Raw genomic sequence first — 25,930 nt, forward strand, 5'->3', positions numbered from 1 at the left:
GACCGGGTTTGACGGCGGCTCGGAGTTCCACCACCCTTCCACTAATCGAATAGTGAAAGGGTACTTTGCCGATGTCTCTGGCCCTCTCCTCACCCCGTCCGTCCAGCCCGCCCCGACCGCTGCCGCGCGCGGTGCCCCTTCGGCGCCGACCCGCCGTGCCGGCCTGGGGCCTGGCGGCGGGGTTCGCCGCGCTGTACGCCTGCGTCGCCGTCAACCGGCACCGACGCGGCCTCACCAAGGCCTATGACCTGGGCATCTTCGAGCAGGCGGTGCGGGCGTACGCGCACGGGCACGCTCCGATCGTGCCGCTCAAGGGGCCCGGCTACCACCTGCTCGGGGACCACTTCCACCCGCTGATCGCCGTGCTCGCCCCGGTCTACCGGGTCTTCCCGAGTGCGCTCACCCTTCTGGTCGCCCAGGCGCTGCTGATGGCGCTGGCCGTCGTCCCGCTCACCCGCTGGGCGCACGAGGTGGCCGGGCCGCGGGTGGCGCTGGTGATCGGCTGCGCCACCGGGGCCTCCTGGGGGATCGTCCGGGCGGCGACCGACGACTTCCACGAGATCGCGTTCGCCGTCCCACTGCTAGCCTTCGCCGCCACCACGCTGGGACGGCGCCGACCGCTGGCCGCCGCGCTCTGGTCGCTGCCGCTGCTGCTGGTCAAGGAGGACCTGGGGCTGACGGTGGCCGCCGTCGGCCTGCTGATCGCCTGGCAGGCCCGGCGGCGCCGGGGCGGTGCGCTGTCCGGGCTCGCCCTCGCCGTCGTCGGTGTCGCCGCGGCCGCGCTCACCCTGCTGGTCGTGCTGCCGTCGTTCAACCCGAGCGGGAGCTTCGACTACTGGCAGCAGCTGGACGGCGGCGCGAAACCCTCGCTCTGGACGGTGCCGCTGCGGCTCGGGTGGCCGCCGCTCAAATGGCTGCTGCTGTTCCTGCTCGCCGCCACCGGCGGCTTCCTCTGCCTGCGCTCGCCGCTGGTCCTGCTCTGCGTGCCCACCCTGATCTGGCGGCTGCTGTCGACCAACCCGCACCACTGGGGCGTGAGTTACCACTACAGCGCGGTGCTGATGCCGATCGTGTTCGCCGCCCTGGTCGATGCGCTGCGCCACCGCGACGCCCGCCGCGTCCGGCGCGGGCTCGGTGTCACGGTGCTGGTGACGGCCGTGACGCTGCCGCTCTACCCGCTGCACGAGGCGGTGATGCCCGAGGCCTGGAGCACCTCGCCCCGGCTCACCGAGACCCGGGCGGTGCTGCGCCTGATACCCGACGACGCCACCGTCGCCGCCTCCAACCGGCTGGCGGCGCAGCTCACCGGCCGGGCGGAGGTCACCCTGGTGTGCCAGGTGCCGACCGCGCCGGCCCCGGAGTGGGTGGTGGTCGACCTGCGGGACCCGAGCGTGCAGTCCCCGTGCGCCACCGCCGACACCGCCCGGATGCTGGCGGCGTACCGGGGCCTGGGCTACCGGCGGCTGGTCGACCAGGACGGCCTGTTGCTGCTGAAACGTCCCTGACCACCCCCCGGGTTCAGCTTGACCCGTGCGCCGCGGTGGGCCACCATTCCACTATTGAACTAGTGAAAGGCCGCAACGGGTGTGATCGAGTACCGCATCGAGCGGCGCAGCGGCGTCTCCACCTACCAGCAGATCGTGCAGCAGACCAAGCAGGCCCTGCGGCTCGGACTGCTCCAGCCCGGGGACAAGCTGCCGACCGCCCGTGAGGTGGTCGAGCTGACCGCGATCAATCCCAACACCGTGCTGAAGGCCTACCGCGAACTCGAACGCGAGGGGCTGGTCGAGCCCCGCCCGGGGCTCGGCACCTTCGTCCGGCGCTCGCTCGCCCGGCCGGAGGCGGCGGCCGACGGGCCGCTGCGGGCGGACCTGGTCGGGTGGGTGGACCGGGCCCGGGAGGTCGGCCTGGAGCGCGAGGACATCGCCGCGCTGATGGCTTCCGTACTGGAGCAGCGCTTTGACACCGGGGTCTCCCCGGCAACACCGAACTGAGAAACTCTAGGGGGACCGGGTGGACGACGACCCGACGACCATGACGCCGGCGCTGGAGGCGGTCGGCCTCGGCAGGCGGTACCGGGGCGGCTGGGCCCTGCGCGACTGCGACTTCACCGTCCCGGCGGGCCGGATCTGCGGAGTGGTGGGTTCCAACGGCGCGGGCAAGAGCACCCTGCTCTCCCTCGCTTCTGGCCAACTCGACTCCACCGAGGGCGAGTTGCTGGTGCTCGGGGAGCCCGCCGCGACGCCCGGGCTGCGTGCCCGGGTCGCCTACGTGGCGCAGGACAAGCCACTCTATCCGGGCCTGACCGTCGCCGACACCCTGCGGATGGGCCGTGAGCTCAACCCGGTCTGGGACGAGGCGGCGGCCCAACGCATCGTCGACCATGGTGAGTTGAAGCCGGGCGCGCGGATCCGCTCGCTCTCCGGCGGCCAGCGCACCCGGGTCTCCCTGGCGCTCGCAATCGGCAAGCTGCCCGACCTGCTGCTGCTCGACGAGCCGATGGCCGACCTCGACCCGCTCGCCCGGCACCAGCTGATGGGCATCCTGATGTCGGTCGCCGCCGAGCGCGGCGCGACCATCGTGGTGTCCTCGCACATCCTCCCCGAACTGGACGGCGTCATCGACTACCTGCTGTTCGTCGAGCGCGGGCGGGTCCGGCTGGCCGGCGACCTGGACGACATCCTGGACGGGCACCAGCTGCTCACCGGCCCGGCCGAGGCGGCCGGCCTCCCGGCCGAGCTGGTGGTCGAGCACCGGGTCGGCGGGCGCCGGGCCACCGCGCTGGTGCGCACCGGGGAACCGCTGGACGGCCCGTGGGAGAGCGAACGCCCCAGCCTGGAGGACCTGTTGCTCGGCTACCTCCGCGCACCGGCCGACCCGGGCCCGGCCGCCACCCGCGCCGCCGAGCGTCGCAACGAGGGGGTCGCCGCATGAGCACGGACGCCCTGACCCGCGACCGATCCGCCGCCCCCGCCGCCGCGAGCCGCCCGGCCGCCCCTCCGCTGCGCGGCCTGCTCTGGCTGTCGATCCGTCAGAACCGTTTCCTGCTCTGGACCTTGGTCGTGCTGCTGGTCCTGGCGGCGGCCGACCTGCTCTGGATCCACATCAGCAGCAGCCACACCGTCGGCGTGCTGCGGCGGACCGGCTGCTACAGCCCCGAGACCTGGTCCAGCGCCCAGTGCTGGGCCCTCCTCGCGCCGATCAACCGGCCGACCTACTGGTACGTCCATATCCTCCAGCCCGCCGTCACCGCCGTCCCGCTGCTGATCGGCGTCTTCATCGGCGCGCCGCTGCTGGCCCAGGAGTACGAGCGCGGCACCATTCGGCTGATCCGCGCGCAGTCCGTCAGCCCGGTGCGCTGGCTGGCCGCCCGCCTGGCGGTGCCCGGTGCCGCCGTGCTGGCCCTCTCCGGTGTGCTGGCCGCGCTGATGAGCTGGGTGTGGTGGGTGGACATCGTGCACGGGCCGATCGCCTTCGACCCGCCGTTCCAGTTCTTCACCTACCCGGCCCTCGGGATCGCGCCGGTCGCCTGGTCGCTGTTCGCGCTGGCCCTGGGCGTGCTCATCGGCCAGTTGGTGCGCCGCACACTGCCCGCGATGTTCCTCACCGCCGCGCTGGTCGCGGGCGTCCACAGCCTGATCCGCCAGGGCCGGCCCTCCTTCTACCCCGTGGTGGACGAGGTGACCGGGCTGAGGGACAAGGCGACCGGACTGGGCGCCGCGCAGCCCACCAACGCCTGGCTGATCGACCGTGGCGTCGTCATGCCCGACGGCAGCCGCGTCGACGGCGACGCGTGTGTCTTCACGCACCAGTGTGACGACGCCACCGCCTCCTGGCTCAAGTACCACCCTGCCGATCACCTGGTGCCGATCCAACTCGTCGAGGCCGGCATCCTGTTGGGGCTCACCGCCCTGATCCTGGTGGCCGTGTTCCGGCGGATCCGGCGCTGACCGGTCACCTCGGCCGTGGAACCTCGCCCACCTCGTGGACTCCTGCGACGGGCGTACGGCGCACCGCCATGTCGAGCGGCGTCCCCGGTGCCCGACGGCGCCCCGACCCGAGCGGCCGGAACCGCCTCCGCTGCGCGACCTTGTCGAACAGCACCGACGGTGGCGTGGTGGTCGCGGTATTGTGGCGCGGCCGGTTCGGCGGTCGCTGTGGGAGGGGAGAGGCGTGGCCGGGGACGTGACGGTGGAGACGATCGACCTGGGGGACGGCACCACGGTGCGGGCCGAGGTGATCGGCGAGGTGCTCTCCGGGGACGTCGGTGAGGGCGTCCTGCTGGGCACCGTCGCGCCTCAACCACGCACGCCGGGCCGGGGCATGTACGTCACCCCGAACCGGCGCTACGGCAGTCTGATCCAGACCGGCTGGCTGCCGATCTCCTGACCGGAGGTCGACGCACGCCCCCAAAGGGTTTCCGCTCAGGTGCCAGCGCCGCCACAATGGGGCGGTCGGGCGCGAGAGTCGGGGGACCGGGTGGAGTGGCTGCTGGGGATCGGGGGAGCGCTGCTGCTCGGAGTGGTGACCAATCTGGTGTACGACTTCGCGAAGTTCGGCGGGTCCCGGGTTCCGTTGGCGTGGGTGCGGCGGGCGAGTCTGACGGCGGCGGCGCGGGCGCACGACGTGGAGGCGGACGGGCTGGTGCCGCTGATCACCTGGTCGGTGACACGGCCGTTGACGCCGGGGACGTTGGTGACCGGGTACGAGGGGCGGCTGCAGCGCCCGCACGTGCTGGACGGTGTCGGCTGGGCCGAGGAGGTGGCGCGGCAGAGGGCGGCCGGCGCTGCGGGGCGCACCGCGTACATCGCGCGGCTGACGGTCGACCACGGTGAGCACAGTGCGGCCCGGGTGTGCGAGGTGGGCATCGCCGAGAGTGACTACGCGGAGTGCATGGCCACCACCCGGCTGGGGCGGGAGGATCCGGAGGCCGGCCGGCTGTTGCGGGAGGCGCTGGGGCAGGGGCTGACGGCGTTCGTCGCGGTGGCGCCGCCGACCATGGTGAGTGCCTGTGTGGCCGTGCGGGACCGGGCCGGGAGGCTGCTGCTGCTCCGACGCTCGCTGGCCGTCAACACCTTCCCGGCGCAGTGGACGGTCGGGATCAACGAGACGATGAAGTACCGGGACGAGCCGGGGGCGGTCGAGGACTTCTACGCGCTGGTCCACCGGGCGCTGGAGGAGGAGTTGGGCCTGCTGCCGGAGGATGTCGGGCCGGCGGTGATCGGCTGGCTGGGCTGGAGTGAGCCGGCCTCCTGCTACACGCTGGTCGCCACCGTCCGGGCGCGGCTCGACGCCGTCGAGGTCGACCGGCGTCGCGAGGCCTGTCACAGCACCTTCGAGCACGACATGGCGGTGTGGGTGCCGTTCACCCGCGGGGCGGTGTCGGAGCTGGTCGAGGGCGGGGTCTGTCCGGACGGTTCGCGGCGCTGGTCCTACCTGGCGCCGTTGGTGGCGCGGGAGGCCTGGCGGGCGGCGCAGCGGGCGCGGGGGTGAAGGGCCTCAGCGATCGTTGAACAGCGATGTCGACTGAACAGCGATGTCAACGCGCCGCGAGCTGCCAGTCCGCCGGGCCGGACGGCGGGAGGTGCCCGGGCAGTCCGGGCGTCCAGCGTTTCGTGCCGTCCGGCAGGACGGCGAGTGCCTCGACGCCCGGCCGCCGGGCGGCCCACACCAGCGCGCGCTCGGGGCCCATGGCGAAGGCCGCGGTGGCCCAGGCATCGGTACGGGCGATGCCGGTGCCCGGGGCGCCGATCAGGGTGAGCGAGGCGAGGCCGTCCGCCGGGCGGCCGGTGTGCGGGTCGAGGATGTGGGCGCCGCGTTCGGCGGTGCCGGAGGTGGCCACCGCGAGGTCGCTGCCGCTCAGTACGGCGGCGAGCCGGCCCGGCTGCCGGGGATCGGCGACGCCGATCCGCCACGGTCCGCCGGAGGTCTGCACGTCCCCGCCGCCGCTGACGCAGTACTGCCGGGCGCCGGAGGTGCGCAGCAGCGCGGCCGCCTCCTCGACCGCCCACCCCTTGACCCAGCCGCTGGGGTCGAGCCGCCCGCCGGGCCGTTCGGTGAAGTAGCCGTCCGTCTGAGCGGCCACTTCACGGCAGGCCGCGAGCACGGGACGGACCTCCGGGTCGCAGTCGTCCAGGGCGAGTTCACCGCGCCCGAGCCGGCTGATGTCGCTCTGCGGCCGGTACGTCGAGAACACCGCGTCGATCCGGTGCAGCCGCCGGGCGATCCGCCGCAGCACCTCGGGTGTGTCCGGGCCGGGGTCGCGGACGACGATCGAGAAGACGGTGCCCATCACGGGCTCGGCGTGGCGCAGCACCGGGCCTCAGCTCTTCGCCCGGTCGAGCGCGCTCTGCAGCGAGCGGACGTAGCCGTCGCTGGTGTAGGTCGCGCCGCTGACCACGTCGATCTGGGCGCTCTGCGCGGAGATCGCTTCCTGGTTGAGCATCGGCAGGGCGCTGCTGTTGATCTCGCGGTCCCGGCGGTCCTGGGTGGGGTACTTGACCACGTCGACGGTGGTGATCCGGCTCCCGGCGAGGGTGACCTGCACCTGGACCGGGCCGTAACGGGTGTTCACGGTGTCCCCGCTGACCTTCCGGGTGGCGCCGCCGGAGGAGGCGGGCGCGGGGGAGGCGGAGGGAGCCGAGGAAGCCGAGGGGGCGGGGGAGGAACCGGCGGAGCCGGAATCGGTGGACCCCGACCCCGAGCTGATCACCGGCGCGGGCCCGGCCGCCTCGTGCGGTTTGAGGGAGAGCAGCAGCACCACCCCGGCTGCGGTGGCGGCACCGGTGACGACGGCTCGGCGCATGAGCGGCACAACTCCTCAGGTACGTAGGAAGATTCAAAAGACGAAGGACTCGCGGTGGATGCGCCCCGGGCGCACCCCCGCCGCCCGTAGCGCGCGTACGGCCTCCTCGGCCAGCGCCTCCGGCCCGCACAGGTACACCTCGTGGCCGGCCAGGTCCGGGACGAGCCGGCCGAGTGCCGCCCCGAGGTCCCCGACCTGCTCCCGCGAGCCGAGCAGCTCGTGCACCGCCGCGCCGCGCCGACGGGCGACCTCGGCCAGCTCGGCCCGGAACAGCACGTCCTCGGCCCGGCGGGCCCGCTGGACCAGCGTCACCTGGCCCGGCAAGGTCTCGAACAGCGCCCGCAGCGGTGTGATCCCGACGCCCGCCCCGAGCAGCAGCACCCGGCGCTCCCGCTGCTGCCGACCGGTGAACGCCCCGTACGGCCCCTCGGCCCGCACCCGGGTGCCCGGGTGCAGCCCGGCGACCGCGGCGCTGTGCCCGCCGAGGTCCTTGACCGTGAACCGCAGGAACTCCGGGTGCGGCGGCGCGGACAGCGAGTACGGGTTGGCGGCCCAGCGCAGCCCGGGGGCCTGGAACTGCAGCCGGAAGAACTGGCCCGGCTCGGCCCGGAGTTCATCCAGCCGCCGCCCGGACAGGAACAGCGAGACCACCCCGGGGCCCTCCGGCCGTACCTCGGCGACCCGCAGCCCGTGCCGTCGGTCGAGCAGCCACGGGCGCAGCAGCCGGTACCAGCCGAGCAGCGCCGCCGTCCCGAAGTAGAGCGCGTACCAGGCGGCCTGGCCGGGCCCGCCGCCGAGGTCGGCGCCGGTGGCCAGCTGGTGGGCGAAGGCCAGTGCCACCGCGAGGTAGGTCGCTAGGTGCAGGTAGTACCAGGTCTCGTAGGAGAGGCGGCGCCGCGCGGCCCGGGCGGAGACGGCGCCGGTGCCGAGCATCAGCAGGGTGCCGAGGGTCGCCTTGAGCATCTCGGGGTAGTGGAAGACGATCTCCACGCCCTCGTCGACCAGCCCGCGCCCGTCGGTGAGCGCGTAGCCCCAGATGACGGTCAGCAGGTGGACCGAGACCAGGGCGACCAGCCACCGCCCGCCGAAGGCGTGCCAGCGTGCCAGCCGGTCGGCGCCGACCCCGCGTTCCACCGGCGGCAGCCGGGCCATCAGCAGGAGCAGGACCGGCGCCGCGTACCCGGCGAGCAGCCCGGTGATCCGCCCGGCGCCGGTCAGCCAGCCGGCCGCGCCGACCACGGCCGTCGTGTTCACCCACCACAGCCCGAGCGTGCCGAGCGCCCCGGCGGCGATCAGGCCCAGGGCGGCGCGCGGCGGCAGCGCGAGCGGCGGGCGCGGCGCCGCCCGGTGGCGCGGGCCGGCGGCACCCGGCCGGGACTTCGGCACGGTGGCAGTGGTCATCGGGGATCCTCCTCAACTCCCGGCGGCGGCGCGGCCCCGTCGAGGCGGTCCACGATCGCACCGCAAGCTCTGAACCACCTCTGAAAGACCCCGGTGCCGACGGCCATTGGAAGCGGAATCGCCGCAGGTCAGAGCCGATATACCCGCCCACGAACCGCCCCCGGCGATCTCACGGCTTTCTCATTGCGGCAGGCCAGAATGAACACCGCCCGCCGTCGAACCGAGGAGCACCATGGACGACACCGCCACCGACCGCCCGGACTGGCGCGTCCTGGTCGTCGACGACGAACCGGACCTGGTGGAGGTGGTCTGCGGCGCCGTCCGCTACGAGGGCTGGCAGGCGCGCGGCGCGACCACCGGCCTGGAGGCCGTCGAGGCGGCGACCCGGTGGCGACCCCACGCCGTGGTGCTGGACATGATGCTGCCCGACCTCGACGGCCTGGAGGTGCTGCGCCGCGTGCACGCCGAGCAGCCCGAGGTGCGGGTGCTCTTCCTCACCGCCCGGGACGCCGTCGAGGAGCGGATCGAGGGCATCGCGGCGGGCGGCGACGACTACGTGACCAAGCCGTTCAGCCTGGCCGAGGTGGCGGTCCGGCTGCGCGGGCTGCTGCGCCGCGCCGCCCCGCCCGCCGGGCCGCGCGAACTGCCCGCGCACGCGCTGGTGCTCGGCGACCTGGTGCTGGACGACCGGGCCCGCGAGGTGACCAGGGGCGGCGAGACCGTCGAGCTCAGCCCGACCGAGTACGCGCTGCTCGCCCACCTGATGCGCCATCCCCGGCAGGTGCTCAGCAAGGCACAGATCCTGGACGCGGTCTGGTCGTACGACTTCGGCGGGCAGGCCCACATCGTGGAGCTGTACATCAGCTATCTGCGCAAGAAGCTGGACGCGGGCCGCAGCCCGATGATCCACACCGTGCGCGGCGCGGGCTACCTGATCAAGGCGGCGCAGTGAACCTCGTCGGCCCGGTGAGCCTCGTCAGAAGGATCCTCCCCCGCACCCTGCGCGCCCGTCTGATCGCCGGCCTGCTGGTGCTGCTCGTGGTCACGTGCGCCGCCGTCGGCCTCGCCACCGCGGCCGCCCTGCGCCACTTCCTGGTCGACCGTCTGGACCAGCAGCTCGCCGAGGCCGGCGGCCGCTACGCCGCGAGCCTGGAGCACACCGGTACCGGCGCCGGCCCCGACACCCGGGCTCAGACCCCCGGCACCCTGGGCGTGCGGCTGCTGGACGGCCGGGTCACCGCCGCCGGTGTGGTCGACGGGGACGCCGACGACGCGGACAACCCCGACGACGAGGACGATCGGGTCGCCTTCTCTGCCGCCCAGCAGCACGCGCTGGCCACTCTTCCGGTCGGCGGCCCGGCCGACACCCTGGACCTCGGCCGGACGCTGGGCCGCTACCGGGTCCGCGCGGTGGCCGGGCGGGACGGCGATGTGCTGGTCAGCGGGCTGCCGCTGCGCCCGGCCGAGGACACCGTGGAACGGCTGGAGACCCTGGAGCTGACGGTCTTCGCGATCGCGGTCGCCGCGGCCGGCGCCGCCGGGGCGGTCTGGGTCGGCTGGTCGCTGCGCCCGTTGCGGCGGGTGGTGGGCATGGCGGAGCGGGTGAGCGCCCTGCCGCTCGCCAGCGGCGCCGTGATGCTGGCCGAGCGGGTGCCGGACGCGGACCCGCGCACCGAGGTCGGCCGGGTCGGCGCGGCGCTCAACCGGATGCTCGGGCACGTCGGTGACGCCCTGGCCCGCCGCCACGCGGTGGAGGAGCGGCTGCGCGCCTTCGCCGCCGATGCCAGCCATGAGCTGCGCACCCCGGTGGCGACCGTGCGCGGCCACGCCGAGCTGGCGCTGCGCCATCCCGGGGAGGTGCCTGCGCCGGTACGGCACTCGTTGGAGCGGATCGACGCCGAGGCGTTGCGGATGGGCGCGATCGTCGAGGACCTGCTGCTGCTCGCCCGCCTGGACGCGGGGCGCCCGCTGGCCGGGGCGGAGGTGGACCTCACCCGGATCGCGCTCAACGCCGTCGCCGACGCCCGCGCGGCCGGTCCAGGGCACCGCTGGCGCCTCGCCCTGCCCGAGGAACCGGTGCTGGTGGCGGGGGACGAGTACCGGCTGAGCCAGGTGGTGGCCAATCTGCTGGCCAACGCCCGTACCCACACCCCGCCCGGCACCGGGGTCGAGCTGAGCCTCGAACCGGCGGCGGATCAGGTCGAGTTGTGCGTCACCGACGAGGGCCCGGGGATCGCTCCGGAGCTGCTGGACCGGGTCTTCGAGCGCTTCGTGCGGGGCGACCGGGCCCGCTCGCGCGCCACCGGCTCGACCGGGCTCGGCTTGGCCATCGTCCACGCCGTCGTCCAGGCGCACGGTGGCACGGTGGCGGCGGCGAGCCGGCCCGGCCGCACGAGGTTCACCGTACGGTTGCCGGGTGCGTGACCGTACGGAGTGACCGTACGGAAGCGCTGCCGGTCGTCCGTCGGCGTGGTGTCCGGCCGGCGGCGGCAGGCACGCACCGGGGTGTCCGTGGTGCCGAACCCACAGGCGGTGGCGACGCGTTCGAGCGGTCCGTCACCCCGACGTCCCCTCCGAGCCTGGCCGGGCCCCCGAGCCGCCCGCAAACGATTCGGTCCTCGCCGAACAGTCTTGCGGCCGGGGCGGTTTCGGGGTGACGATCGTGTTCGTGCTGCGAATCTTCTTCGGTAAGGACGACCTGGAGCGGCTGCGGGTGGCCGCGCGTCCGGACATGTCGATGGAGCTGTCCCTGAGCGTGCACGCCCTGGTCAGCGGGCACCGCGATCCGCGCTTCAAGCCCTGGCGGGACCGCCTGCGGGCGTCCTGGAACCCGCGCACCGCGCTGCTCTTCGACCTCTACACCCGCTCGGCCATCCCCGAGTTCCTCACCGTCCGCCGCGACCCGGGTGCCACCGAGAGCGCCACCGCCGAGGCGCCCGAGGAGCCGCTCCGCGAGCACCTGCGATCGGTGGGCGGGGAACGGCAGTTGAGCGCCTTCGCGCGCGGGGTGGCGGCTGGGGACCGGCGGGCCAGGAAGCTGCTCGGCAACGTCACCGCCGAGTACCAGACCCGGGCGATCGACCCCTACCGGCGGCAGATCGAGACCATCGTCACCACCGAGCACGGCCGCCGCGGCGGGCTCACCGAGCCGGACCAGGTGCTGCGTTCCCTGCACCCGGCGCTCTCCTGGCACCGCCCGGTGCTCGCCGTCCCGCTGGCCGGCGGCTGTCGGCACGACCTGCGGCTGGACGGGCGCGGACTGCTGCTCCAGCCCTGTGTGTTCGGCGTCCGCCGCCCCGTCATCGCCCGTTTCGAGGACCCGGGGCAGCAGCCCGTCCTCCTCTACCCCGCCAGGATCAACGGCCCCTTGCTCGCCGAACCCGAACCCACCCCGAGCCGCACCCTCACCGCCCTGCTCGGCCAGACCCGGGCCGCCGCCCTGGAGGTCATCGCCGACCACGGGCCCTGCTCCACCAAGGACTTGGCCGCGCGGCTCGGCATCTCCACGGCCTCGGCCAGCGAACACGCCACCGTCCTCGCCGACTCCGGCCTCACCGCCAAGGACCGCGCCGGCCGCACCGTCACCCACCGCCCCACCCCGCTCGGCCACGCCCTGCTGGCGGGCCACCTGCCCGCACCGCCCACGGGGGGCGTCTCCCAGTGAGCTGGTTCGGAGCCGGCCGTCCTGCTCAAGCGCCACTCCGACCTCAGCGCCCACCGCACCGGCGCCTGGGGCCTGTCCGGCAAGATCCGCCGGACAGGCCCCAGGCCGGTTGACCCCGCTGAACCGACCGTCGCCCCGTCTCAGACGTTCGCCGGCAGTTCCGGCGCCACCCGCGGCTGCCGGGGCAGCGCCAGGGTGAGCGCCTCCCGCGAACCGGGCGGCAGCGCCAGCGCCGAGGCCGTCTCCGCCGGCAGGGGGCGGAGGCCCAGCAGAGCGGTGGCGAGCCGGGTGGTGGCCCGGTGCCAGTCGGGGATGCGCTGGAGCATGGCGTGGCCGCTGCCGGTGACGGTGTAGCCGCAGACGCGGGCACCGGCGGCGCGGCTGCGGGCGGCGAAGGCGTGGGTGTCGGCGGGCGGGGTGACGGTGTCGCGGTCGCCGTGCAGCAGCAGGACGTCGCGGCCGGCCAGGTGGTCGCAGGGGTCCTCGGCTGGGCACCAGGGGGCGAGGGCGACCAGCCCGGTGACGGAGGGGTGGCCGCCGGCCCGCAGGGCGGCGCGGCCGCCCATGGAGTGGCCGATCAGGACGGTCGGCACCGGCCCGAGCAGTGCGGCCGCCTCGTCCAGGGCGGCCAGGGCGTCCCGGGCGGCGTCGGCACGCTCGCCGTTCCAGCCGCGGTGGCGGTAGCGGACGGTGCCGACGGCGATCCCGGCGCCCGCGGTGTCCCGGCTCAGCGAGCGCAGGAAGCCGTGCATCCGCAGCAACGGCAGGTTGAGGCGGCGGGGGCAGGCGAGGTTGTGCTCCTCGCCGCCGTGCAGGACGAGGACGGCGGCCCGGACCTCCGCGGGGCGGGCCCGCCACTGCAGCACCCGGTGCGCGGCGCTACCGCCGGCCGTGCCGCTGCTGTCCGTACCGCTTCCGATCACCGTCACACCGCCCCGCTCCGTGGCCCGTTCCTCCGGACCGCCACTGTACGCGTGCGGACGGCCGGAGCGTTCACCCGACGGAACCATCCCGGACAACCGGGCATCGACCCCGGTCAGGGCGGGTGGCTCAGGCCTCCAGCAGGCCGTGCTCGCGCACCAGCCAGCAGATCGCGGTCAGCCGGGTGACGGCGTAGTCGTATCCCACCGGCTCCCGCCAGCCGATCTCGGCGAGCGCGTCCAGGAAGCCCAGCGCGTAGTCCGCGAGTTCCCCTCGGTCCAGGGGCCAGGGCGCCAGCTCCGGTCCCTGCGCGTACAGCAGTTCCCGCAGCATCGCCGCGTGCTGGTCCACCGCCGCGACGAAGCCGGGCTCGAAGGCGAACTCGGCCAGCCGGGGTGTGAAGGCGGCCACGATGCCGGGCAGCGGGCAGCCGGCCGGCCCGTCGGGGGAGGGCCGGAACGATTCGTCGGGGGTCGCGAACATCCGTCCACGGTAGGCGAACCACCGAGCGGCGAAGCGGGCCCGTGACGGTTCCGTGCTGAGACCTTGGCCACCTTCGGAACGTTCCGTGGCATGGCCGGTTCCCTGCGCTCACGACCGGGTGGTCTGTACCAGAATGGGCCGCATGGATCTCCGCATCTTCACCGAGCCCCAGCAGGGTGCGAGCTACGACACCCTCCTGAAGGTCGCCCGCACCGCCGAGGACCTCGGAGTCTTCAGCGCCTTCTTCCGCTCCGACCACTACCTGAAGATGGGCGACGTCGACGGCCTGCCCGGCCCCACCGACGCCTGGATCACCCTGGCCGGCCTCGCCCGCGACACCCGCAGCATCCGCCTCGGCACCCTGATGACCGCAGCCACCTTCCGGCTGCCGGGCGTCACCGCGATCCAGGTCGCCCAGGTGGACGCGATGAGCGGCGGCCGGGTCGAGTTCGGCCTCGGAGCCGGCTGGTACGGAGCCGAGCACGCCGCCTACGGCATCCCCTTTCCCAAGGAGAAGTTCGGTCGGCTGGAGGAGCAGCTGGAGATCATCACCGGGCTCTGGAAGACCAAGCTCGGCGACACCTTCGACTTCGCCGGCGAGTACTACACCCTCACCGACTCGCCCGCGCTGCCCAAGCCCGCCCAGGAGCGCATCCCGGTGCTGGTCGGCGGCCACGGCCCGAAGCGCACCCCGGCGCTGGCCGCCCGTTTCGCCGACGAGTTCAACCTGCCGTTCGCCTCGGCCGAGGACACCGCCGCCCAGTTCGGCCGGGTCCGGGACGCCGTCGAGCGGGCCGGGCGCTCGGCCGACGAGCTGGTCTACTCCAACGCCCTGGTCGCCTGCGTCGGCCGGGACGACGCCGAGGTGGCCCGCCGGGCCGCCGCGATCGGCCGCGAGGTGGACGAACTGAAGGCCAACGGCCTGGCCGGCACCCCGGACGAGGTCGTGGAGAAGATCGGCCGGTACGCGGCGGTCGGCAGCCGGCGGGTCTACCTCCAGATGCTCGACCTGGACGACCTGGACCACCTGGAGCTGATCGCCTCCCGGGTCGCCCCGCAGCTGGGCTAGCAGCTGGACCGGGGCCCTGCTCGGCGGATCCTGCCGGGCAGCCCCCGGTGACCCGCACCGGCCCTCCGTACCTGCCCTGACCACGGGTCTTTACTCATTCTTGGGAATGCGCCATGCTCCTGGGGGAGGAACCAGGAAACGGCGGGGGGAGGGCCGGTGGCCGGAACACGAACGGCGCGGGCGGCGGTGCCCCGGGTGCCGTCGCCCCGCACCGCCGACGACCGGGTCATCCGCACCGGCCTGCACGAACTGCGCGGCCCCGGCCCGGCCGCCCTGCACTACCCCGCCGACGACCTGCTGGTGGTCACCGGACTGCCCGGCAGCGGCAAGAGCACCCTGATGCGCCGCAGCGTCCGTGCCCCGCTGGTCGACTCCCAGCAGGTCCGCGAGGAGTACGCGGCCCGGCTGCCCGGCCGCCTCCCGTACGCCCTCTACCGCCCGCTCGCCCGGCTCGCCCACTACCGGCGGCTGCGCCGCGCCGTCCTCGACGGCGGACCGCTCGCCGTGCACGACTGCGGCACGCTCCCCTTCGTCCGCACCTGGCTCACCCGCGCCGCCGCCCGGCAGGGCCGCCGGGTGCACCTGCTGCTGCTCGACGTCGACCCGGCCGAGGCCCGGGCGGGCCAGCGACGACGCGGACGCGGCGTCTCGCACTACGCCTTCGCCCGGCACCGCGGCGCCGCCGCCCGACTGCGCCGACTGCTGCTCGGGGCGGGGCGGCCGCCGGCCGGCTGTGCGTCGGCCGTGGTAGTCGACCGGGCCGCCGCGCGCGCCCTGCGGGAGATCGACTTCACGGCGTCGTAGTCTCGGCGAAGCCGCGCCGGGCACCGCCGGCGGCTCTTCGTCGGTCACCGCGCCCGGTCGCCGACGGGCGGGCCCGTGGCGCGGGCGACACCCCGTCACCTCCTTTCCCGTCAGGAGCGCTGATGCGCCGTACTGCCCGGGTGCGCTCGCGCGCCCCCCGCCTGTTCCCCTGTGCCGCCGCGCTGGTCGCCGCCGCCGGACTCAGCCAGCTCGCGGCCCCGGCCCCGCACCACGCCGCGGCCGCCGCGGTGTGCGACGGCACCGACGCCGCCGCCCGCAAGCCGGCCGGCAGCCAGGCCGGGAAGGACCCGAACGCCGTCAGCGCCGCCCAGGCCCAGGCCATGCAGGCGGACCTGGACGACCGGCTCGCCAAGCTCGGCACCACCCGCGTCCCGCTCACCGCCGTCCCGACCACCGTCCCGGTGTACGTCCACGTGATCCACGCCGGGGGCGCCGGACGGCTCGACGGGGGCGTCGTCGCCGCCCAGATCGACCACCTCAACGCCACCTACGGCGGCCAGGGCAAGGGCAACACCGCCAGCCAGTTCCACTTCCAGCTGGCCGGCACCGACTGGACCGACAACGCCGACTGGTACACCGGCATGACCCCCGGCTCCGCCACCGAGCAGGCGATGAAGACCGCCCTGCGCAAGGGCGACCAGGGCACCCTCAACCTCTACATCGCCCACCTCGGGCAGTCCCTGCTCGGCTGGTCGACCTTCCCCAGCGCCTACCGCTCGAACCCCACCGACGACGGCGTGGTGATCCTGGACGACTCGCTGCCCGGCGGCCCCGCCACCCACTACAACGAGGGCAACACCGCCACCCACGAGATCGGCCACTGGTTCGGCCTCTTCCACACCTTCCAGGGCGGCTGCCTGCCCCCGGGCGACTACGTGGACGACACCCCGCCCGAGCGCCGCCCCGGCTACGGCTGCCCCGAGGGCCGCCACACCTGTCCGGGCCTCGGACTCGACCCGATCCACAACTTCATGGACTACAGCTACGACTCCTGCATGAGCCAGTTCACGGCGGGACAGGTCCAGCGGATGGCGAACTCGTGGGCGGCGTACCGCCGTTGAGTCAGTCGTGGACGGCGGGGTAGAGCAGCGCCCGGCTGCATGCGGCGTGGCAAACGCCGACCATTTGTCCTATTCGATCTATGTTTGGCGAACTGGGGCCGAGCAGGAGCAACCGAAGGAGACACGGCATGAGTGCCAACCCCCGGATCGTCGTCGGTGTGGACGGCTCGCCCGCCTCGGAGCAGGCGCTGCGCTGGGCGATCGACTACGCCAAGGCCGTCGGCGGGAGCATCAACGCGGTCGCCGCCTGGGAGTACCCCGCCTTCTACGGCTGGGGCGGGACGAGCGTACCGGCCGAGGTCTACAACCCCGAGGAGCTCGCCGGCAAGACGCTCTCCGAGAGCGTCACCAGGGTGGTCGGCGACGACCCCGGCGTGCGGATCAGCAAGAGCGTGATGCCCGGCAACGCGGCCGGGGCCCTGCTGCAGGCCGCCAAGGGCGCCGCACTGCTGGTCGTCGGCAGCCGTGGCCTCGGCGGCTTCTCCGGCGTGCTGCTCGGCTCGGTCAGCCGCCACCTCACCGAGCACGCGCCCTGCCCGGTCGTCGTGGTCCGCGCGGGCCAGGCCGAGTCCCGGACCGAGTCGGAGTAACGCCCAGGGGGTGGCGCCCCGCCGGGCCGTCGCGCGGACCAGAATGGAGTCATGCCAGAAGGTGACTCCATCTATCGCGTGGCGGCCCGGCTGCACGACGCCCTCGCCGGGCAGCTGTTGACCGGCGCCGAGCTGCGGGTGCCCGCGCACGCCACCGCCGCGCTCGCCGGCCGCCGGGTGCTGGAGGTCCGCCCGCGGGGCAAGCACCTGCTCACCCGCCTCGAAGGCGGCCTCACCCTGCACACCCACCTGCGGATGGACGGCCGCTGGGAGGTCTACCGTCCCGGCGAGCGCTGGACCGGCGGCCCCGCCTGGCAGATCCGCGCCGTCCTCGACACCGAGCGGGGCACCGCCGTCGGCTACCGGCTCCCCGTCGTCGAGCTGCTGCGCACCACCGACGAGCGGCGGGCCGTGGGCCACCTCGGCCCGGACCTGCTCGGCCCCGACTGGGATCCGGTCGAGGCCGTCCGCCGACTGCTCGCCCACCCGGGCCGCCCGCTCGTCGAGGCGCTGCTCGACCAGCGCAACCTGGCCGGGATCGGCAACGTCTACGCCAACGAGCTGTGCTTCGTGGCCGGTGTGACACCGTGGACCGCGGTCGGCGAACTCCCGCACCCCGACCGGCTGGTGGAGCGCGCCCGGCAGATGCTGGACGCCAACAAGCTGCGCCCCGGCCACATCACCACCGGCGACACCCGGCCCGGCTACCAGCACTGGGTCTACGGCCGGGCCGGACGGCCCTGCCCGCGCTGCGTCACCCCGGTCATGGCGGGGCGTCAGGGCGATCCCCCGCGGGACCGGATGGTGTTCTGGTGCCCCTACTGCCAGCGCGGCCCGGCCCCGGCGGGCAGGGCCTGACCGGCGGATCCTTGCCGGGACCGCGACGAAATCCGCCGGTCGGGCCCTACGGCCGCTCGACCAGCGCGGGGTGGCGCGGGTCGTCCACCCGGACGGTGACGTCGGCGGCCTCGGCGGGCCCCGTCTCCGCCTCGTAGCGGGCGAAGGCGGGCAGCGTCCACTGCTGGTCGGCGGGGGTGCGGCGGGCCAGCGCGGCCGGGGTGAGCGCGAGGTGGACGGTCAGGTCCAGCGGCAGCCAGCGGCCCAGCAGCAGCGCGCCGTCCAGCACCAGCACACCGCCGGGCGGGAGCCGGGTGTACGGGGCGCGGGTGGAGCGGTCGGTGGCCGGGTCGCGCAGCGAGGGCAGCACCCGGCCGCTGCCGCCCGGCTCCAGCGGGTCCAGCACCTCGCGCAGCAGGGCGCCGTCGTCCAGCCAGAGGTCGTGGAAGGCGTCCGCGTCGTGGTGGCCGTACTCCAGCCGGATCGAGGCCGGGCGCAGGAAGTCCGCCGCCGACACCCGTAGTGCGGGGCGCCCGCGCAGCCGCAGTGGTTCCACCAGGGCGTCGGCGAGCAGCTCGGGGCGGGCGGGCCCGGCGCCGTCCACGGCGACCCGCAGCCACCGCTCGCCGGCACCGGGCAGTGCGGCGATCCGGTCGGCGAGCAGTTCGGCCAGCTTGTCGGGGGAGATCGGGCGTACCTGCATCGGGCCATCCTTCCGCTTCGCCGGTTGTTCCGCGAGGGAGTTGTCCGGCGAGCGAGTCGCTCAGCTCAGCGGGAGGGCGTGCAGGATGTCGTCGTGGCCCGCGTAGAGGTGGCTCCCGTCGGCGGCGACGGTCCAGACGTCCCGGCCCGGGCCGGAGTCGTGGAAGGTCCACCCCAGCACGCCGGTCGCGGTGTCGATCGCGCTGACCCCGGCCGCCGCCGGACCCGGGACGTACAGCGTGCCGCTGACGACCAGTGGACGGCTGCGGCGGTCCAGCAGGAACGGCAGCCGGCAGGACCAGAGCACCGCGCCGGTGCCCGCGTCGTGGCAGGTGACGAGGCCGTTGTCGCGCGGGACGAACACCCGGACGCCGTCCGGGACGGGCGGCAACGCCCGCCAGGACTCGCCCCGGGCGGGGGAGTGGGTCCAGCGCGGCTCGCCGCCGGGGCCCAGCACGCGCACGCCGCCGTTGCCGTCCGGGACGAGGAAGGTCTCCCAAGCGGCGGCGCACCAGCGCAGGTCCTCGTCGCCGGGGGCGGTCCACAGCTCGCGACCGGTGGTGGCGTCCCGGACCACCAGCTCGGTACGGTCGCCGAGGGAGCGGGCGCAGGCCAGCAGGCGGGCAGTTCCCCTGGTGGCGGGGGCGACCGGCTGTTCCTGGTGGTCGCCGGCGACGGACCAGAGCAGGTCGCGGCCGTCGAGCCGCAGCGCGAAGACCCGGCTGCCCGGCGGGGTGCCGTCCGCGCGGGGCCGGCCCCAGACGTAGCCGTAGAGGACACCGGCGCTCATGCAGGTGAACAGGAGCTGGCCCTGCATCTCATCGGGCAGCGGCAGGCTCCAGTCGCCGGCGGGGTCGGTGAGGTGGCGGGCGTCCAGGTGTCCTTGGGAGGTGGCGGTGTAGAGGTGCTCGGGCCCGACCGCGACCTTCCCGACGGGCGGCTCGAGGTCGCTCGGCCAGCCCGGGGGCGGCGGCGGGTCGAACACCAGCAGCCGCCGAGGGTCACCGCTCGCCGGGTCGAGGACCTGCAGCCCGGCCTTGGACAGGAACACCGGGCGGCTCGGCGGGGCGACCAGCCGCTCGGGGGTCATCGCCTCCGCGCCCCGGTACGTCCACAGCGGCGTCGGCCCGGACAACGCGGTCGGCTGCGGCTTCGTCGGCTCCGGCACCGGCCGGTCGCCGCCCGAGCGCCCGAACGCCCACACCGCCCCGGCCGCCGCCAGCACCCCGGCGCCGGCCAGCACCCCGCGCCGGCTCAGCCGCGGTCCGTCCCCGCCCCCGCCGATCACCTCCCCGGACGCCTCGGCCGCGCCCTGCTCCTCACCGTCCCACTGCCACGACGACTCCCCCAGGGGCCCCTCGGACGACTTCACACGGCTCTCGCTTCCACCCCCGGCGGCCCCGGCGCCGCCACTCGCGGGGAGGATATCGAACAGTCCCCGAACCATCCGAAGTGCCGCCGCCGCCGTACTAGGCTGTGGCACACAGCACAGGGCCGCGCAGGAGACCGGGGAGGTACGCCGTGACGGCCGAGATGATCGCACCCGAGTGGATGCACCGGCAGATCACCAGTGAGGAGTACGACTCCTGGACCGAGGAGCAGTGCGCGGGCATCGAGATCGTCGACGGGATGGTCGTTGTGAGTCCGAGCGCCTCGAAACGCCACAACCGCCTCGCGCGCCTCTTGGCGAACGCCCTGGACGCGGCGGGCGGCGAGGACTGGAACGCCGACACCGACTTCGACGTGCGGCTGCAGGACGTGCCGCTCAACAACCGTCGGCCCGACGTGGTGGTGTACCGCGCGGACACCCTCGACGAGTCGCCGACCAGGCCGGACCACGTGCTGCTGCTGGTTGAGGTTGTCTCGCCGGGCTCGGAGACCACGGACCGGGTGGTCAAGCTGGACCAGTACGCCAAGGCAGGCATCCCCTTCTACTGGCGGGTTGAGCAGGCGGTCGGCCGGGTGCCGATCGTCCACACCTACGTGCTGGATGCGGCGAGCCGGTCGTACGAGGCGGGCGAGCTGTTCACCGGGCTGGTCAAGGCCGCAGTGCCGTACCCGGTGGAGGTCGACCTCACCGAGCTGTAGGTCTTCACCGTCCTGGCGGATGGGCCGCGAGGGCGGTACAGACGTCCGTGCCGGTGCACCCGGGCGGATGGGCGGGCCGGGGCCGTCTGGGCTCGCCTTGACATGGTTCCGGGCCGGACGTAGCAAGGGAGCATGCGCCATCCGCCTGCGTTCGGCGGGGCGGGTCCGGGCTCGGAAGCGGCTCCGGACGCAGCCCCGGATCCGGCCTCGGAAGCCCTTCCGGAGGCGGTGCACGAGCGGGACGTACTGCTGGCGGCGGCCGTCCGGCGGGTGCTGGGGTCGACCGGGGCGTACGGGGCGATGGTGTACCTGCGCTCGCGTGACCGTCGGTCGCTGGTGCTGCTGACCCTGGCCGGGGTGCCGCTGTCGATCATGAGCCCGTTCCGGCGGGTCGCCGCCGCCGGGCCGCTGCCGGTGGCGGTCTGCTTCCGGACCGGCCGGACCATCGCGCTGGCCGACACCGAGGACACCATGCGGCGCTTCCCGCAGCTGGCGGTCGGCCTGCCGTACGACTTCGTGTCCGCCTGCGTGCCGGTGGGGCAGGGCGGGGAGCGGTTCGGGGTGCTCAGCGTGCTGTGGCCGGCCTCGGACGAGGGGGTGTCGGACCAGGGGGTCGGCGAGTTGGCCGCGATCGCCTCCCAACTCGCCTCCGGTCTGGCCGAGTTGGTGGCGTCCGGGCGGCCGGTGGAGCCGCCGGAGGACGCTGCCGCGGTGGAGCTGCCGCCGCCGTCGGCGCCCACCACCCGGGTCGGGCTGTTCGACTGGGACACGGCCACCGGTGCGCTCGCCGCCGACGCGCTGTTCCGGGAGATCTTCGGCTTCGCGCCGGGCGAGTTCGACGGCACGGTGAGCTGCCTGATCCACCGGATCGCCCCCGGGGACGTGCCCGAGTTCCGGGCCGCCGCGCGCACCGCTCTGGAGCGCGGCGAGGTGCGGGCCGCCCGGGTGCGGGTGCTCGGGCCGGACGGGCACCCGTACCCGGTGGAGCTGTGGGCTAGGGTGCCCGGCGTGATCGTCGACGGCCGGACCCACCTGGTCGGGGCCGTCCTGGACGTGCGGACGCTCACCGCCGCCGCGGCCGCCGTCGAGCGGCTGCGCGAGGGCGTCTTCTCGCTCGACCCGGACGGCCTGATCACCTATGCCAACCGCGCCACCGAACCGCTGCTGCGGGCGAGCCGGGAGCAGCTGGTCGGCCACCATCCCTGGGAGGTGCTGCCCTGGCTCACCGACCCCTTCTACGAGAACCGCTACCGCGCGGCCCTGCTCTCCCAGCAGCCCACCGCCTTCCTGGCCGCCCGCCCGCCGGACGGCTGGCTGGCCTTCTCGCTCTACCCCGACAGCCAAGGCGTCACCGGCCGGGTGGTGGCCGCCGCGGCCCCGCCGGGTGCGGCCGAGCCGGCCGCCGCCCCGCCGCCGTCCGCGGCCACCACCGGCGTGGGCGGTACCCATCACCTGCTCCAGCTCGCCAGCGCGCTCACCGAGGCGGTCACCGTCCGCGACGTGTGCCGGGCGGTGGCCGAGGAGATCCTCCCGGCCTTCGGCGGCCAGGAGCTCGCCATCTACGGGATGCGCGAGCAGCAGCTGTACCTGGTCTTCCAGTCCGGCTACCCCGACGGCTTCCTGGACGGCTTCGAGGGCACCCCGGTGGACGCCCTCGTGCCCGGCGCCGAGACACTCAGCACCGGCACCCCGATCTTCTTCGAGTCGGTGCACGAGCTCGCCGCCGCCTACCCCGGCCTGGCCCTGGACGAGATGGGCGCCTGGGCCTTCCTGCCGCTGATCGCCTCCGGCCGCCCGGTCGGCAGCTGCATCCTCGGCTTCGACCGCCCGCGCCTCTTCACCGTCGAGGAGCGTGGCCTGCTCACCGGCCTCGGCGGCTTCATCGCCCAGGCCCTGGAGCGCGCCCGGCTCTACGACGCCGAGTTCGCGCTGGCCCGCGGCCTGCAGCAGGCCCTGCTGCCGCACCGGCTCCCGCAGGTGCCCGGCATCGGGATCACCGCCCGCTACCTTCCCGGCACCCAGGGCATGGAGATCGGCGGTGACTGGTACGACGCCGTCGTCACCGGCGCGGACCTCACCCTGGTGATCGGCGACGTCGAGGGCCACAGCGTCGGTGCCGCCGCCGCGATGGGCCAGCTGCGCAGCGCCGTTCGGGCCTTCGCCAGCGGCGGCGAGCCGCCCGACCAGGTGCTCACCCGTACCAACCGGCTGCTGCTGGACCTCGACCCGGGGTTGCTCGCCAGCTGCTGCCTGGTCCGCATCACCCCCGCCGACGGCACCGTCCGGATCGCCCGTGCCGGGCACCTGCCGCCGGTGCTGCGCCATCCGGACGGGCGGGCCGAGGCGCTGGACGTGCCGGGCGGGGCGCTGCTGGGTGTGGACGAGGGGGCCGCGTACCCGGTCAGCGAGCTGCGGCTGCGGCCCGGCTCGGTGCTCGCCCTCTACACCGACGGGCTGGTGGAGGACCCGGCGCTGGCGATCGACCAGGGAGTGGACCGGTTGCGTGCCGCGCTGGACCACGGCCGGGCCGGGGAGGAACTGGAGGAGTTGGCCGAGCGGCTGCTGCGCGAGGTCGGCTCGACCGGGCGGGTGGACGACGTGGCGCTGCTGCTGACCGCGTACGGATCGGAGACTTTCGTCGGTGCGGAGGGCGACGAAGGGTGACCGCGGCCGCGGTGCCCGCCCGGTTAGCCTCGACGGGTGGAAACGATCGCACGGGCCTGGTCGAAGGCGGTACTGACGGCGCTGCCGGGGCCCTGGCCCCGGCGGCGGGTGGCGAGCGAGGCCGTGCTGGCCGTGTTCATGGGCGTGCTCGTCGGCCTGCTGGAGGTGATCAGCCGCACCGGCCTGGAGGTGCCCTTCGGGCTCGCCGTCGCTGGACTGTGGGTGCTGCGGCGGGGGTTCCCGGGCACCGTGCTGGTGCTGACCGGGGCCATCACCGGCTGGTCGCTCGGGCCGTTGACGATGCTGGTCTGCGCGGGCTGGGCCGCCGGGGCGCGGATCCGCCGGGTCTGGCGGTTGTTGGGCTCATTCGTCCTGAGCTATCTGCTGTTCATGGTGACCGGGACGCTGAAGGACGGGGCCTCGGGCGCGCACAAGCTGATCATCGGACTGTCGCTCGGCGTGTTCCTGGTCTTCGCCGTCCTGCCCGCGCTGTACGGCCGTTACCGGGCGCAGCGCCGGGCACTTCTGGACGCGCTGCGCGAGCGCAACGACCAGCTGGTCCGCGAGCGGGTCATGGTGGTGCACCAGGCACGGCTGCGGGAGCGGCACCGGATCGCCCAGGACATGCACGACAGCCTGGGGCACCAGCTCGCGCTGATCTCCGTGCACTCGGGCGCGCTGGAGGTGGACCGCACGCTCAGCGACCGGCAGCGGGAGGCGGTCGGTGTACTGCGGCAGGCGGCGGTCGCGGCGATGCGCGAGCTGCGCGAGGTGGTCGGCGTGCTGCACGACGAGTCGACGGCGCTGCCGCCGGCGGCCGGGGCGCCGGGCGCGGCGCCGGTCCGCGGCGGGGTGGACGGGATCGCGGGGCTGGTGGAGTCCTCCCGGGCGGCCGGGACGCGGGTGGCGTACTCGACGGAGGGCGAGCGGCGCCCGCTGGCGGCCGCGGTCGACAACGCGGCGTACCGGATCGTGCAGGAGGCGCTCACCAACGCGCACAAGCACGCCCCCGGCGCGCCGATCGCGGTCGCGCTCCGGTACGAGCCGGACGCGCTGGTGGTCGAGGTCACCAACCCCCGCGCGCCGGAGCTCATCGGCGCACACACCGGCGCGGGGTCGGTGGTCAGCGGCGGACAGGGGCTGACCGGGCTGCGGGAGCGCGCCCGGCTGGTCGGCGGCATGGTGCACGCCGGGGCGACGACCGAGGAGGGCTTCCGGCTGGCGGCCGTCCTCCCGTACGAGGGGGCGGAGTCCGACGGCGCCGCCGCCCTGGTCGGGGAGGAGGACTGGGTGTTCGAGGGTCTGCCCCCGGACCAGGGGGCGGGCGGTGGGCGACGCAGCCCGGCGATCGGCTGCGCGGCCGGGGTGGGCGCGGTCACGCTGGTCGTCGTGGGCCTGCTGATCTGGGGCGTGATGGCCTTCGTCCGGGGCACCAGCGATTCGACGGTGCGGCAGTCGCTGTACGACCAGGTCCGGGTGGGTGAGACCAAGGCCGAGGTGATGCGCCGGCTGCCGCCCGGCAACGACTTCTTCACCTCCGACTTCCAGAACGACGGGCCGGCCCGGCCGGAGGGCTCGCACTGCCGCTGGTACTCCCTGGCGAAGGGCGATCCGGACGACTCCTGGTCGGACAGCCACGTGGCGCGCTTCTGCTTCAAGGACGGGGTGCTGGTGGACAAGGTGGAGTACATCAGCAAGAACTGACCGCCCCGGCCGGCCGCTGCCCGGCTCCGGTGGCCCGGTCGGGGTGCGAGGCGGCCGGGATGTGAGGATGGTGCCGCAGTCGCATCATCGTTCGAGGGGAATGACCAGCAGTGATCCGAGTCCTCGTCGCCGACGACGAGCCGCTCATCCGGGCCGGGATCAGGATGATCCTGGGTTCGGCCGACGACATCGAGGTGGTCGCGGAGGCCGCCGACGGCCGGGAGGCGCTGGAGCTGGCCCGCGCGCACCGGGTGGACGTGGTGCTGCTGGACATCCAGATGCCGGTGATGGACGGGCTGACGGCGCTCGGGGAGCTGGGGAGGGTCGCACCCGGCGCACGCGCGATCATCCTCACCACCTTCGGGGAGCGCGAGAACGTCCTGCGCGCCGTGACCGAGGGCGGCGCCGGATTCCTGCTCAAGGACACCGCGCCGAACGAGCTGATCCAGGCCGTCCGGGCGGCCGCCAGCGGCAACGCCTTCCTCTCCCCGGCCGCCACCCGGCACATCGTCGACTCGCTGGCCTCCGGCCGCAGCGCTTCGGCAGCCGCCCGCAGCGCGCGGGCCAGGCGCCGGCTGGAGGTGCTCACCGGGCGTGAGCTGGAGGTGTTGGCGCTGCTCGGCGAGGGTCTGTCGAACGCGGACGCGGGGGCGCGGATCCACATGAGCGAGGCGACGGTGAAGACGTACGTCAGCCGGATCCTGGCCAAGCTGGGCTGCGAGAACCGGGTGCAGGCGGCGCTGCTGGCGCGGGACGCGGAGCTCGACGGTCGTAGCTGAGTGCGTTCGCGTGGACGCGTCAGGTGATGGGTGTGGTGGATCCCACCTGACCGGGCTCCCGAATCGGGAACTCCGGATCGGTCGGTGACGGTACGTCTGTTCTCGGTCGCGGTGGGTGGATGGTGTGCCGGAGTTCACGGATGGACAGATGTGAGTGAGGGCACGGGACTTGATCGTTTGATCGCGAAAATGTGGTCAAACCCGGTCGAACCGGGCGCCGTTTCTTGATCGATACCGCCGGTAACAGTCAACTGACCTGCGATGACCAGGAATTGCTTGCTGCGCCCGGGACATGCCCCTAGCTTTCTTGGCGGCGCAACGAGCGCCACCCGGGTTC

At 74.4% G+C, this 25,930-nt stretch carries 25 protein-coding genes and 1 pseudogene; 18 read left to right on the forward strand and 8 right to left on the reverse strand.

Annotated features, from left to right (window positions below; all coding sequences use genetic code 11):
* Window positions 1–71: 71 nt before the first annotated feature.
* The 6 genes from ABZW30_RS21075 (at window position 72) to ABZW30_RS21100 (ending at window position 5,493) form a co-directional block, all read left to right on the forward strand.
* Window positions 72–1,505, forward strand: a complete 1,434-nt coding sequence (locus ABZW30_RS21075; RefSeq protein ID WP_355672662.1) for a DUF2079 domain-containing protein — start codon at window positions 72–74, stop codon at window positions 1,503–1,505.
* Between the two features lie 81 nt (window positions 1,506–1,586).
* Window positions 1,587–1,994 carry a GntR family transcriptional regulator gene (locus ABZW30_RS21080; RefSeq protein ID WP_355672663.1) on the forward strand — a complete coding sequence of 136 codons (408 nt, stop codon included), beginning with the start codon at window positions 1,587–1,589 and terminating at the stop codon, window positions 1,992–1,994.
* Between the two features lie 19 nt (window positions 1,995–2,013).
* Entirely contained in the window at window positions 2,014–2,934 is a 921-nt protein-coding gene (locus tag ABZW30_RS21085; RefSeq protein WP_355672664.1) for an ABC transporter ATP-binding protein, read from the forward strand.
* Window positions 2,931–3,950: a hypothetical protein gene (locus ABZW30_RS21090; protein ID WP_355672665.1), complete on the forward strand. Its 1,020-nt coding sequence runs from the start codon at window positions 2,931–2,933 to the stop codon at window positions 3,948–3,950. Before ABZW30_RS21085 ends, ABZW30_RS21090 begins: the two co-directional genes overlap by 4 nt.
* 223 nt (window positions 3,951–4,173) lie before the next feature.
* The gene (locus ABZW30_RS21095; protein ID WP_355672666.1) at window positions 4,174–4,389 is read left to right on the forward strand and encodes a hypothetical protein; all 216 of its coding nucleotides are present in this window, start codon (window positions 4,174–4,176) and stop codon (window positions 4,387–4,389) included.
* A gap of 90 nt (window positions 4,390–4,479) precedes the next feature.
* Window positions 4,480–5,493, forward strand: coding sequence for an NUDIX domain-containing protein (locus tag ABZW30_RS21100; protein ID WP_355672667.1), 1,014 nt, complete (start codon window positions 4,480–4,482; stop codon window positions 5,491–5,493).
* A gap of 46 nt (window positions 5,494–5,539) precedes the next feature.
* Here ABZW30_RS21100 and ABZW30_RS21105 read toward each other — a convergent pair whose 3' ends face one another.
* Genes ABZW30_RS21105 through ABZW30_RS21115 form a run of 3 tightly spaced genes read right to left on the reverse strand, consistent with a single transcriptional unit; the run spans window position 5,540 to window position 8,206 of the window.
* Window positions 5,540–6,316 (reverse strand): FAD:protein FMN transferase, encoded by a 777-nt coding sequence (locus ABZW30_RS21105; protein ID WP_355672668.1) that lies wholly within the window; start codon window positions 6,314–6,316, stop codon window positions 5,540–5,542.
* A gap of 6 nt (window positions 6,317–6,322) precedes the next feature.
* Window positions 6,323–6,805 (reverse strand): FMN-binding protein, encoded by a 483-nt coding sequence (locus ABZW30_RS21110; RefSeq protein ID WP_355672669.1) that lies wholly within the window; start codon window positions 6,803–6,805, stop codon window positions 6,323–6,325.
* 33 nt (window positions 6,806–6,838) lie between these two features.
* Window positions 6,839–8,206, reverse strand: coding sequence for a ferredoxin reductase family protein (locus ABZW30_RS21115; RefSeq protein WP_355672670.1), 1,368 nt, complete (start codon window positions 8,204–8,206; stop codon window positions 6,839–6,841).
* A 232-nt stretch (window positions 8,207–8,438) separates the two neighbouring features.
* Between ABZW30_RS21115 and ABZW30_RS21120 the strand changes: the two genes are divergently transcribed.
* Both ABZW30_RS21120 and ABZW30_RS21125 read left to right on the forward strand, forming a co-directional pair.
* Window positions 8,439–9,158, forward strand: a complete 720-nt coding sequence (locus ABZW30_RS21120) for a response regulator transcription factor (protein WP_355672671.1) — start codon at window positions 8,439–8,441, stop codon at window positions 9,156–9,158.
* Entirely contained in the window at window positions 9,155–10,630 is a 1,476-nt protein-coding gene (locus tag ABZW30_RS21125) for a HAMP domain-containing sensor histidine kinase (protein ID WP_355672672.1), read from the forward strand. Before ABZW30_RS21120 ends, ABZW30_RS21125 begins: the two co-directional genes overlap by 4 nt.
* A gap of 14 nt (window positions 10,631–10,644) precedes the next feature.
* Here the strand turns inward: ABZW30_RS21125 and ABZW30_RS21130 are convergent.
* Window positions 10,645–10,755, reverse strand: a pseudogene (locus ABZW30_RS21130) (AraC family transcriptional regulator); the annotation flags it as partial.
* Window positions 10,756–10,874: 119 nt separating this feature from the next.
* Here ABZW30_RS21130 and ABZW30_RS21135 point away from each other — a divergent pair.
* Window positions 10,875–11,870, forward strand: coding sequence for a winged helix-turn-helix domain-containing protein (locus ABZW30_RS21135; RefSeq protein WP_355672673.1), 996 nt, complete (start codon window positions 10,875–10,877; stop codon window positions 11,868–11,870).
* A gap of 140 nt (window positions 11,871–12,010) precedes the next feature.
* Here ABZW30_RS21135 and ABZW30_RS21140 read toward each other — a convergent pair whose 3' ends face one another.
* Window positions 12,011–12,799, reverse strand: coding sequence for an alpha/beta hydrolase (locus ABZW30_RS21140; RefSeq protein ID WP_355672674.1), 789 nt, complete (start codon window positions 12,797–12,799; stop codon window positions 12,011–12,013).
* Window positions 12,800–12,920: 121 nt separating this feature from the next.
* Window positions 12,921–13,274: a DUF6401 family natural product biosynthesis protein gene (locus tag ABZW30_RS21145; RefSeq protein WP_355672675.1), complete on the reverse strand. Its 354-nt coding sequence runs from the start codon at window positions 13,272–13,274 to the stop codon at window positions 12,921–12,923.
* A 142-nt stretch (window positions 13,275–13,416) separates the two neighbouring features.
* On the opposite strand from ABZW30_RS21145, the gene ABZW30_RS21150 reads away from it, so the two are divergent.
* The 5 genes from ABZW30_RS21150 (at window position 13,417) to ABZW30_RS21170 (ending at window position 17,677) form a co-directional block, all read left to right on the forward strand.
* Window positions 13,417–14,343 carry an LLM class F420-dependent oxidoreductase gene (locus ABZW30_RS21150; protein ID WP_355672676.1) on the forward strand — a complete coding sequence of 309 codons (927 nt, stop codon included), beginning with the start codon at window positions 13,417–13,419 and terminating at the stop codon, window positions 14,341–14,343.
* A 156-nt stretch (window positions 14,344–14,499) separates the two neighbouring features.
* Window positions 14,500–15,147, forward strand: coding sequence for an AAA family ATPase (locus ABZW30_RS21155; RefSeq protein ID WP_355672677.1), 648 nt, complete (start codon window positions 14,500–14,502; stop codon window positions 15,145–15,147).
* A gap of 122 nt (window positions 15,148–15,269) precedes the next feature.
* Entirely contained in the window at window positions 15,270–16,229 is a 960-nt protein-coding gene (locus tag ABZW30_RS21160) for a zinc metalloprotease (RefSeq protein WP_355672678.1), read from the forward strand.
* 128 nt (window positions 16,230–16,357) lie between these two features.
* Entirely contained in the window at window positions 16,358–16,819 is a 462-nt protein-coding gene (locus ABZW30_RS21165; protein ID WP_355672679.1) for a universal stress protein, read from the forward strand.
* A gap of 51 nt (window positions 16,820–16,870) precedes the next feature.
* Window positions 16,871–17,677: a DNA-formamidopyrimidine glycosylase family protein gene (locus ABZW30_RS21170; protein WP_355672680.1), complete on the forward strand. Its 807-nt coding sequence runs from the start codon at window positions 16,871–16,873 to the stop codon at window positions 17,675–17,677.
* Between the two features lie 46 nt (window positions 17,678–17,723).
* Here ABZW30_RS21170 and ABZW30_RS21175 read toward each other — a convergent pair whose 3' ends face one another.
* Together ABZW30_RS21175 and ABZW30_RS21180 are read right to left on the reverse strand one after the other, a co-directional pair.
* Window positions 17,724–18,359: a uridine kinase gene (locus ABZW30_RS21175; protein ID WP_355672681.1), complete on the reverse strand. Its 636-nt coding sequence runs from the start codon at window positions 18,357–18,359 to the stop codon at window positions 17,724–17,726.
* 60 nt (window positions 18,360–18,419) lie between these two features.
* Complete coding sequence (locus ABZW30_RS21180; RefSeq protein WP_355672682.1) at window positions 18,420–19,730, reverse strand: PQQ-binding-like beta-propeller repeat protein; 1,311 nt, start codon at window positions 19,728–19,730, stop codon at window positions 18,420–18,422.
* A 149-nt stretch (window positions 19,731–19,879) separates the two neighbouring features.
* Here ABZW30_RS21180 and ABZW30_RS21185 point away from each other — a divergent pair, with 149 nt between their 5' ends.
* From ABZW30_RS21185 to ABZW30_RS21200, 4 genes are all read left to right on the forward strand, one after another.
* A complete protein-coding gene (locus ABZW30_RS21185) occupies window positions 19,880–20,446 on the forward strand; it encodes a Uma2 family endonuclease (RefSeq protein WP_355672683.1) in 567 nt (188 codons plus the stop codon).
* A gap of 132 nt (window positions 20,447–20,578) precedes the next feature.
* Window positions 20,579–23,110, forward strand: coding sequence for a SpoIIE family protein phosphatase (locus ABZW30_RS21190; RefSeq protein WP_355672684.1), 2,532 nt, complete (start codon window positions 20,579–20,581; stop codon window positions 23,108–23,110).
* Window positions 23,111–23,146: 36 nt separating this feature from the next.
* Window positions 23,147–24,814: a histidine kinase gene (locus ABZW30_RS21195; RefSeq protein WP_355672685.1), complete on the forward strand. Its 1,668-nt coding sequence runs from the start codon at window positions 23,147–23,149 to the stop codon at window positions 24,812–24,814.
* 110 nt (window positions 24,815–24,924) lie between these two features.
* Window positions 24,925–25,593, forward strand: coding sequence for a response regulator transcription factor (locus tag ABZW30_RS21200; protein ID WP_355672686.1), 669 nt, complete (start codon window positions 24,925–24,927; stop codon window positions 25,591–25,593).
* The last annotated feature ends 337 nt before the right edge of the window (window positions 25,594–25,930 follow it).

This window comes from Kitasatospora sp. NPDC004669, assembly GCF_040609455.1.
Taxonomy (GTDB): domain Bacteria; phylum Actinomycetota; class Actinomycetes; order Streptomycetales; family Streptomycetaceae; genus Kitasatospora.

What these genes read in the sequence shown, in the direction of transcription:
- ABZW30_RS21075 (WP_355672662.1), top strand. Translation starts at nt 72, where the DNA reads ATGTCTCTGGCCCTCTCCTCACCCCGTCCGTCCAGCCCGCCCCGACCG.
- ABZW30_RS21090 (WP_355672665.1), top strand. Translation starts at nt 2,931, where the DNA reads ATGAGCACGGACGCCCTGACCCGCGACCGATCCGCCGCCCCCGCCGCC.
- ABZW30_RS21110 (WP_355672669.1), bottom strand. Translation starts at nt 6,805, where the DNA reads ATGCGCCGAGCCGTCGTCACCGGTGCCGCCACCGCAGCCGGGGTGGTG.
- ABZW30_RS21115 (WP_355672670.1), bottom strand. Translation starts at nt 8,206, where the DNA reads ATGACCACTGCCACCGTGCCGAAGTCCCGGCCGGGTGCCGCCGGCCCG.
- ABZW30_RS21120 (WP_355672671.1), top strand. Translation starts at nt 8,439, where the DNA reads ATGGACGACACCGCCACCGACCGCCCGGACTGGCGCGTCCTGGTCGTC.
- ABZW30_RS21145 (WP_355672675.1), bottom strand. Translation starts at nt 13,274, where the DNA reads ATGTTCGCGACCCCCGACGAATCGTTCCGGCCCTCCCCCGACGGGCCG.
- ABZW30_RS21150 (WP_355672676.1), top strand. Translation starts at nt 13,417, where the DNA reads ATGGATCTCCGCATCTTCACCGAGCCCCAGCAGGGTGCGAGCTACGAC.
- ABZW30_RS21160 (WP_355672678.1), top strand. Translation starts at nt 15,270, where the DNA reads ATGCGCCGTACTGCCCGGGTGCGCTCGCGCGCCCCCCGCCTGTTCCCC.
- ABZW30_RS21165 (WP_355672679.1), top strand. Translation starts at nt 16,358, where the DNA reads ATGAGTGCCAACCCCCGGATCGTCGTCGGTGTGGACGGCTCGCCCGCC.
- ABZW30_RS21170 (WP_355672680.1), top strand. Translation starts at nt 16,871, where the DNA reads ATGCCAGAAGGTGACTCCATCTATCGCGTGGCGGCCCGGCTGCACGAC.
- ABZW30_RS21175 (WP_355672681.1), bottom strand. Translation starts at nt 18,359, where the DNA reads ATGCAGGTACGCCCGATCTCCCCCGACAAGCTGGCCGAACTGCTCGCC.
- ABZW30_RS21190 (WP_355672684.1), top strand. Translation starts at nt 20,579, where the DNA reads ATGCGCCATCCGCCTGCGTTCGGCGGGGCGGGTCCGGGCTCGGAAGCG.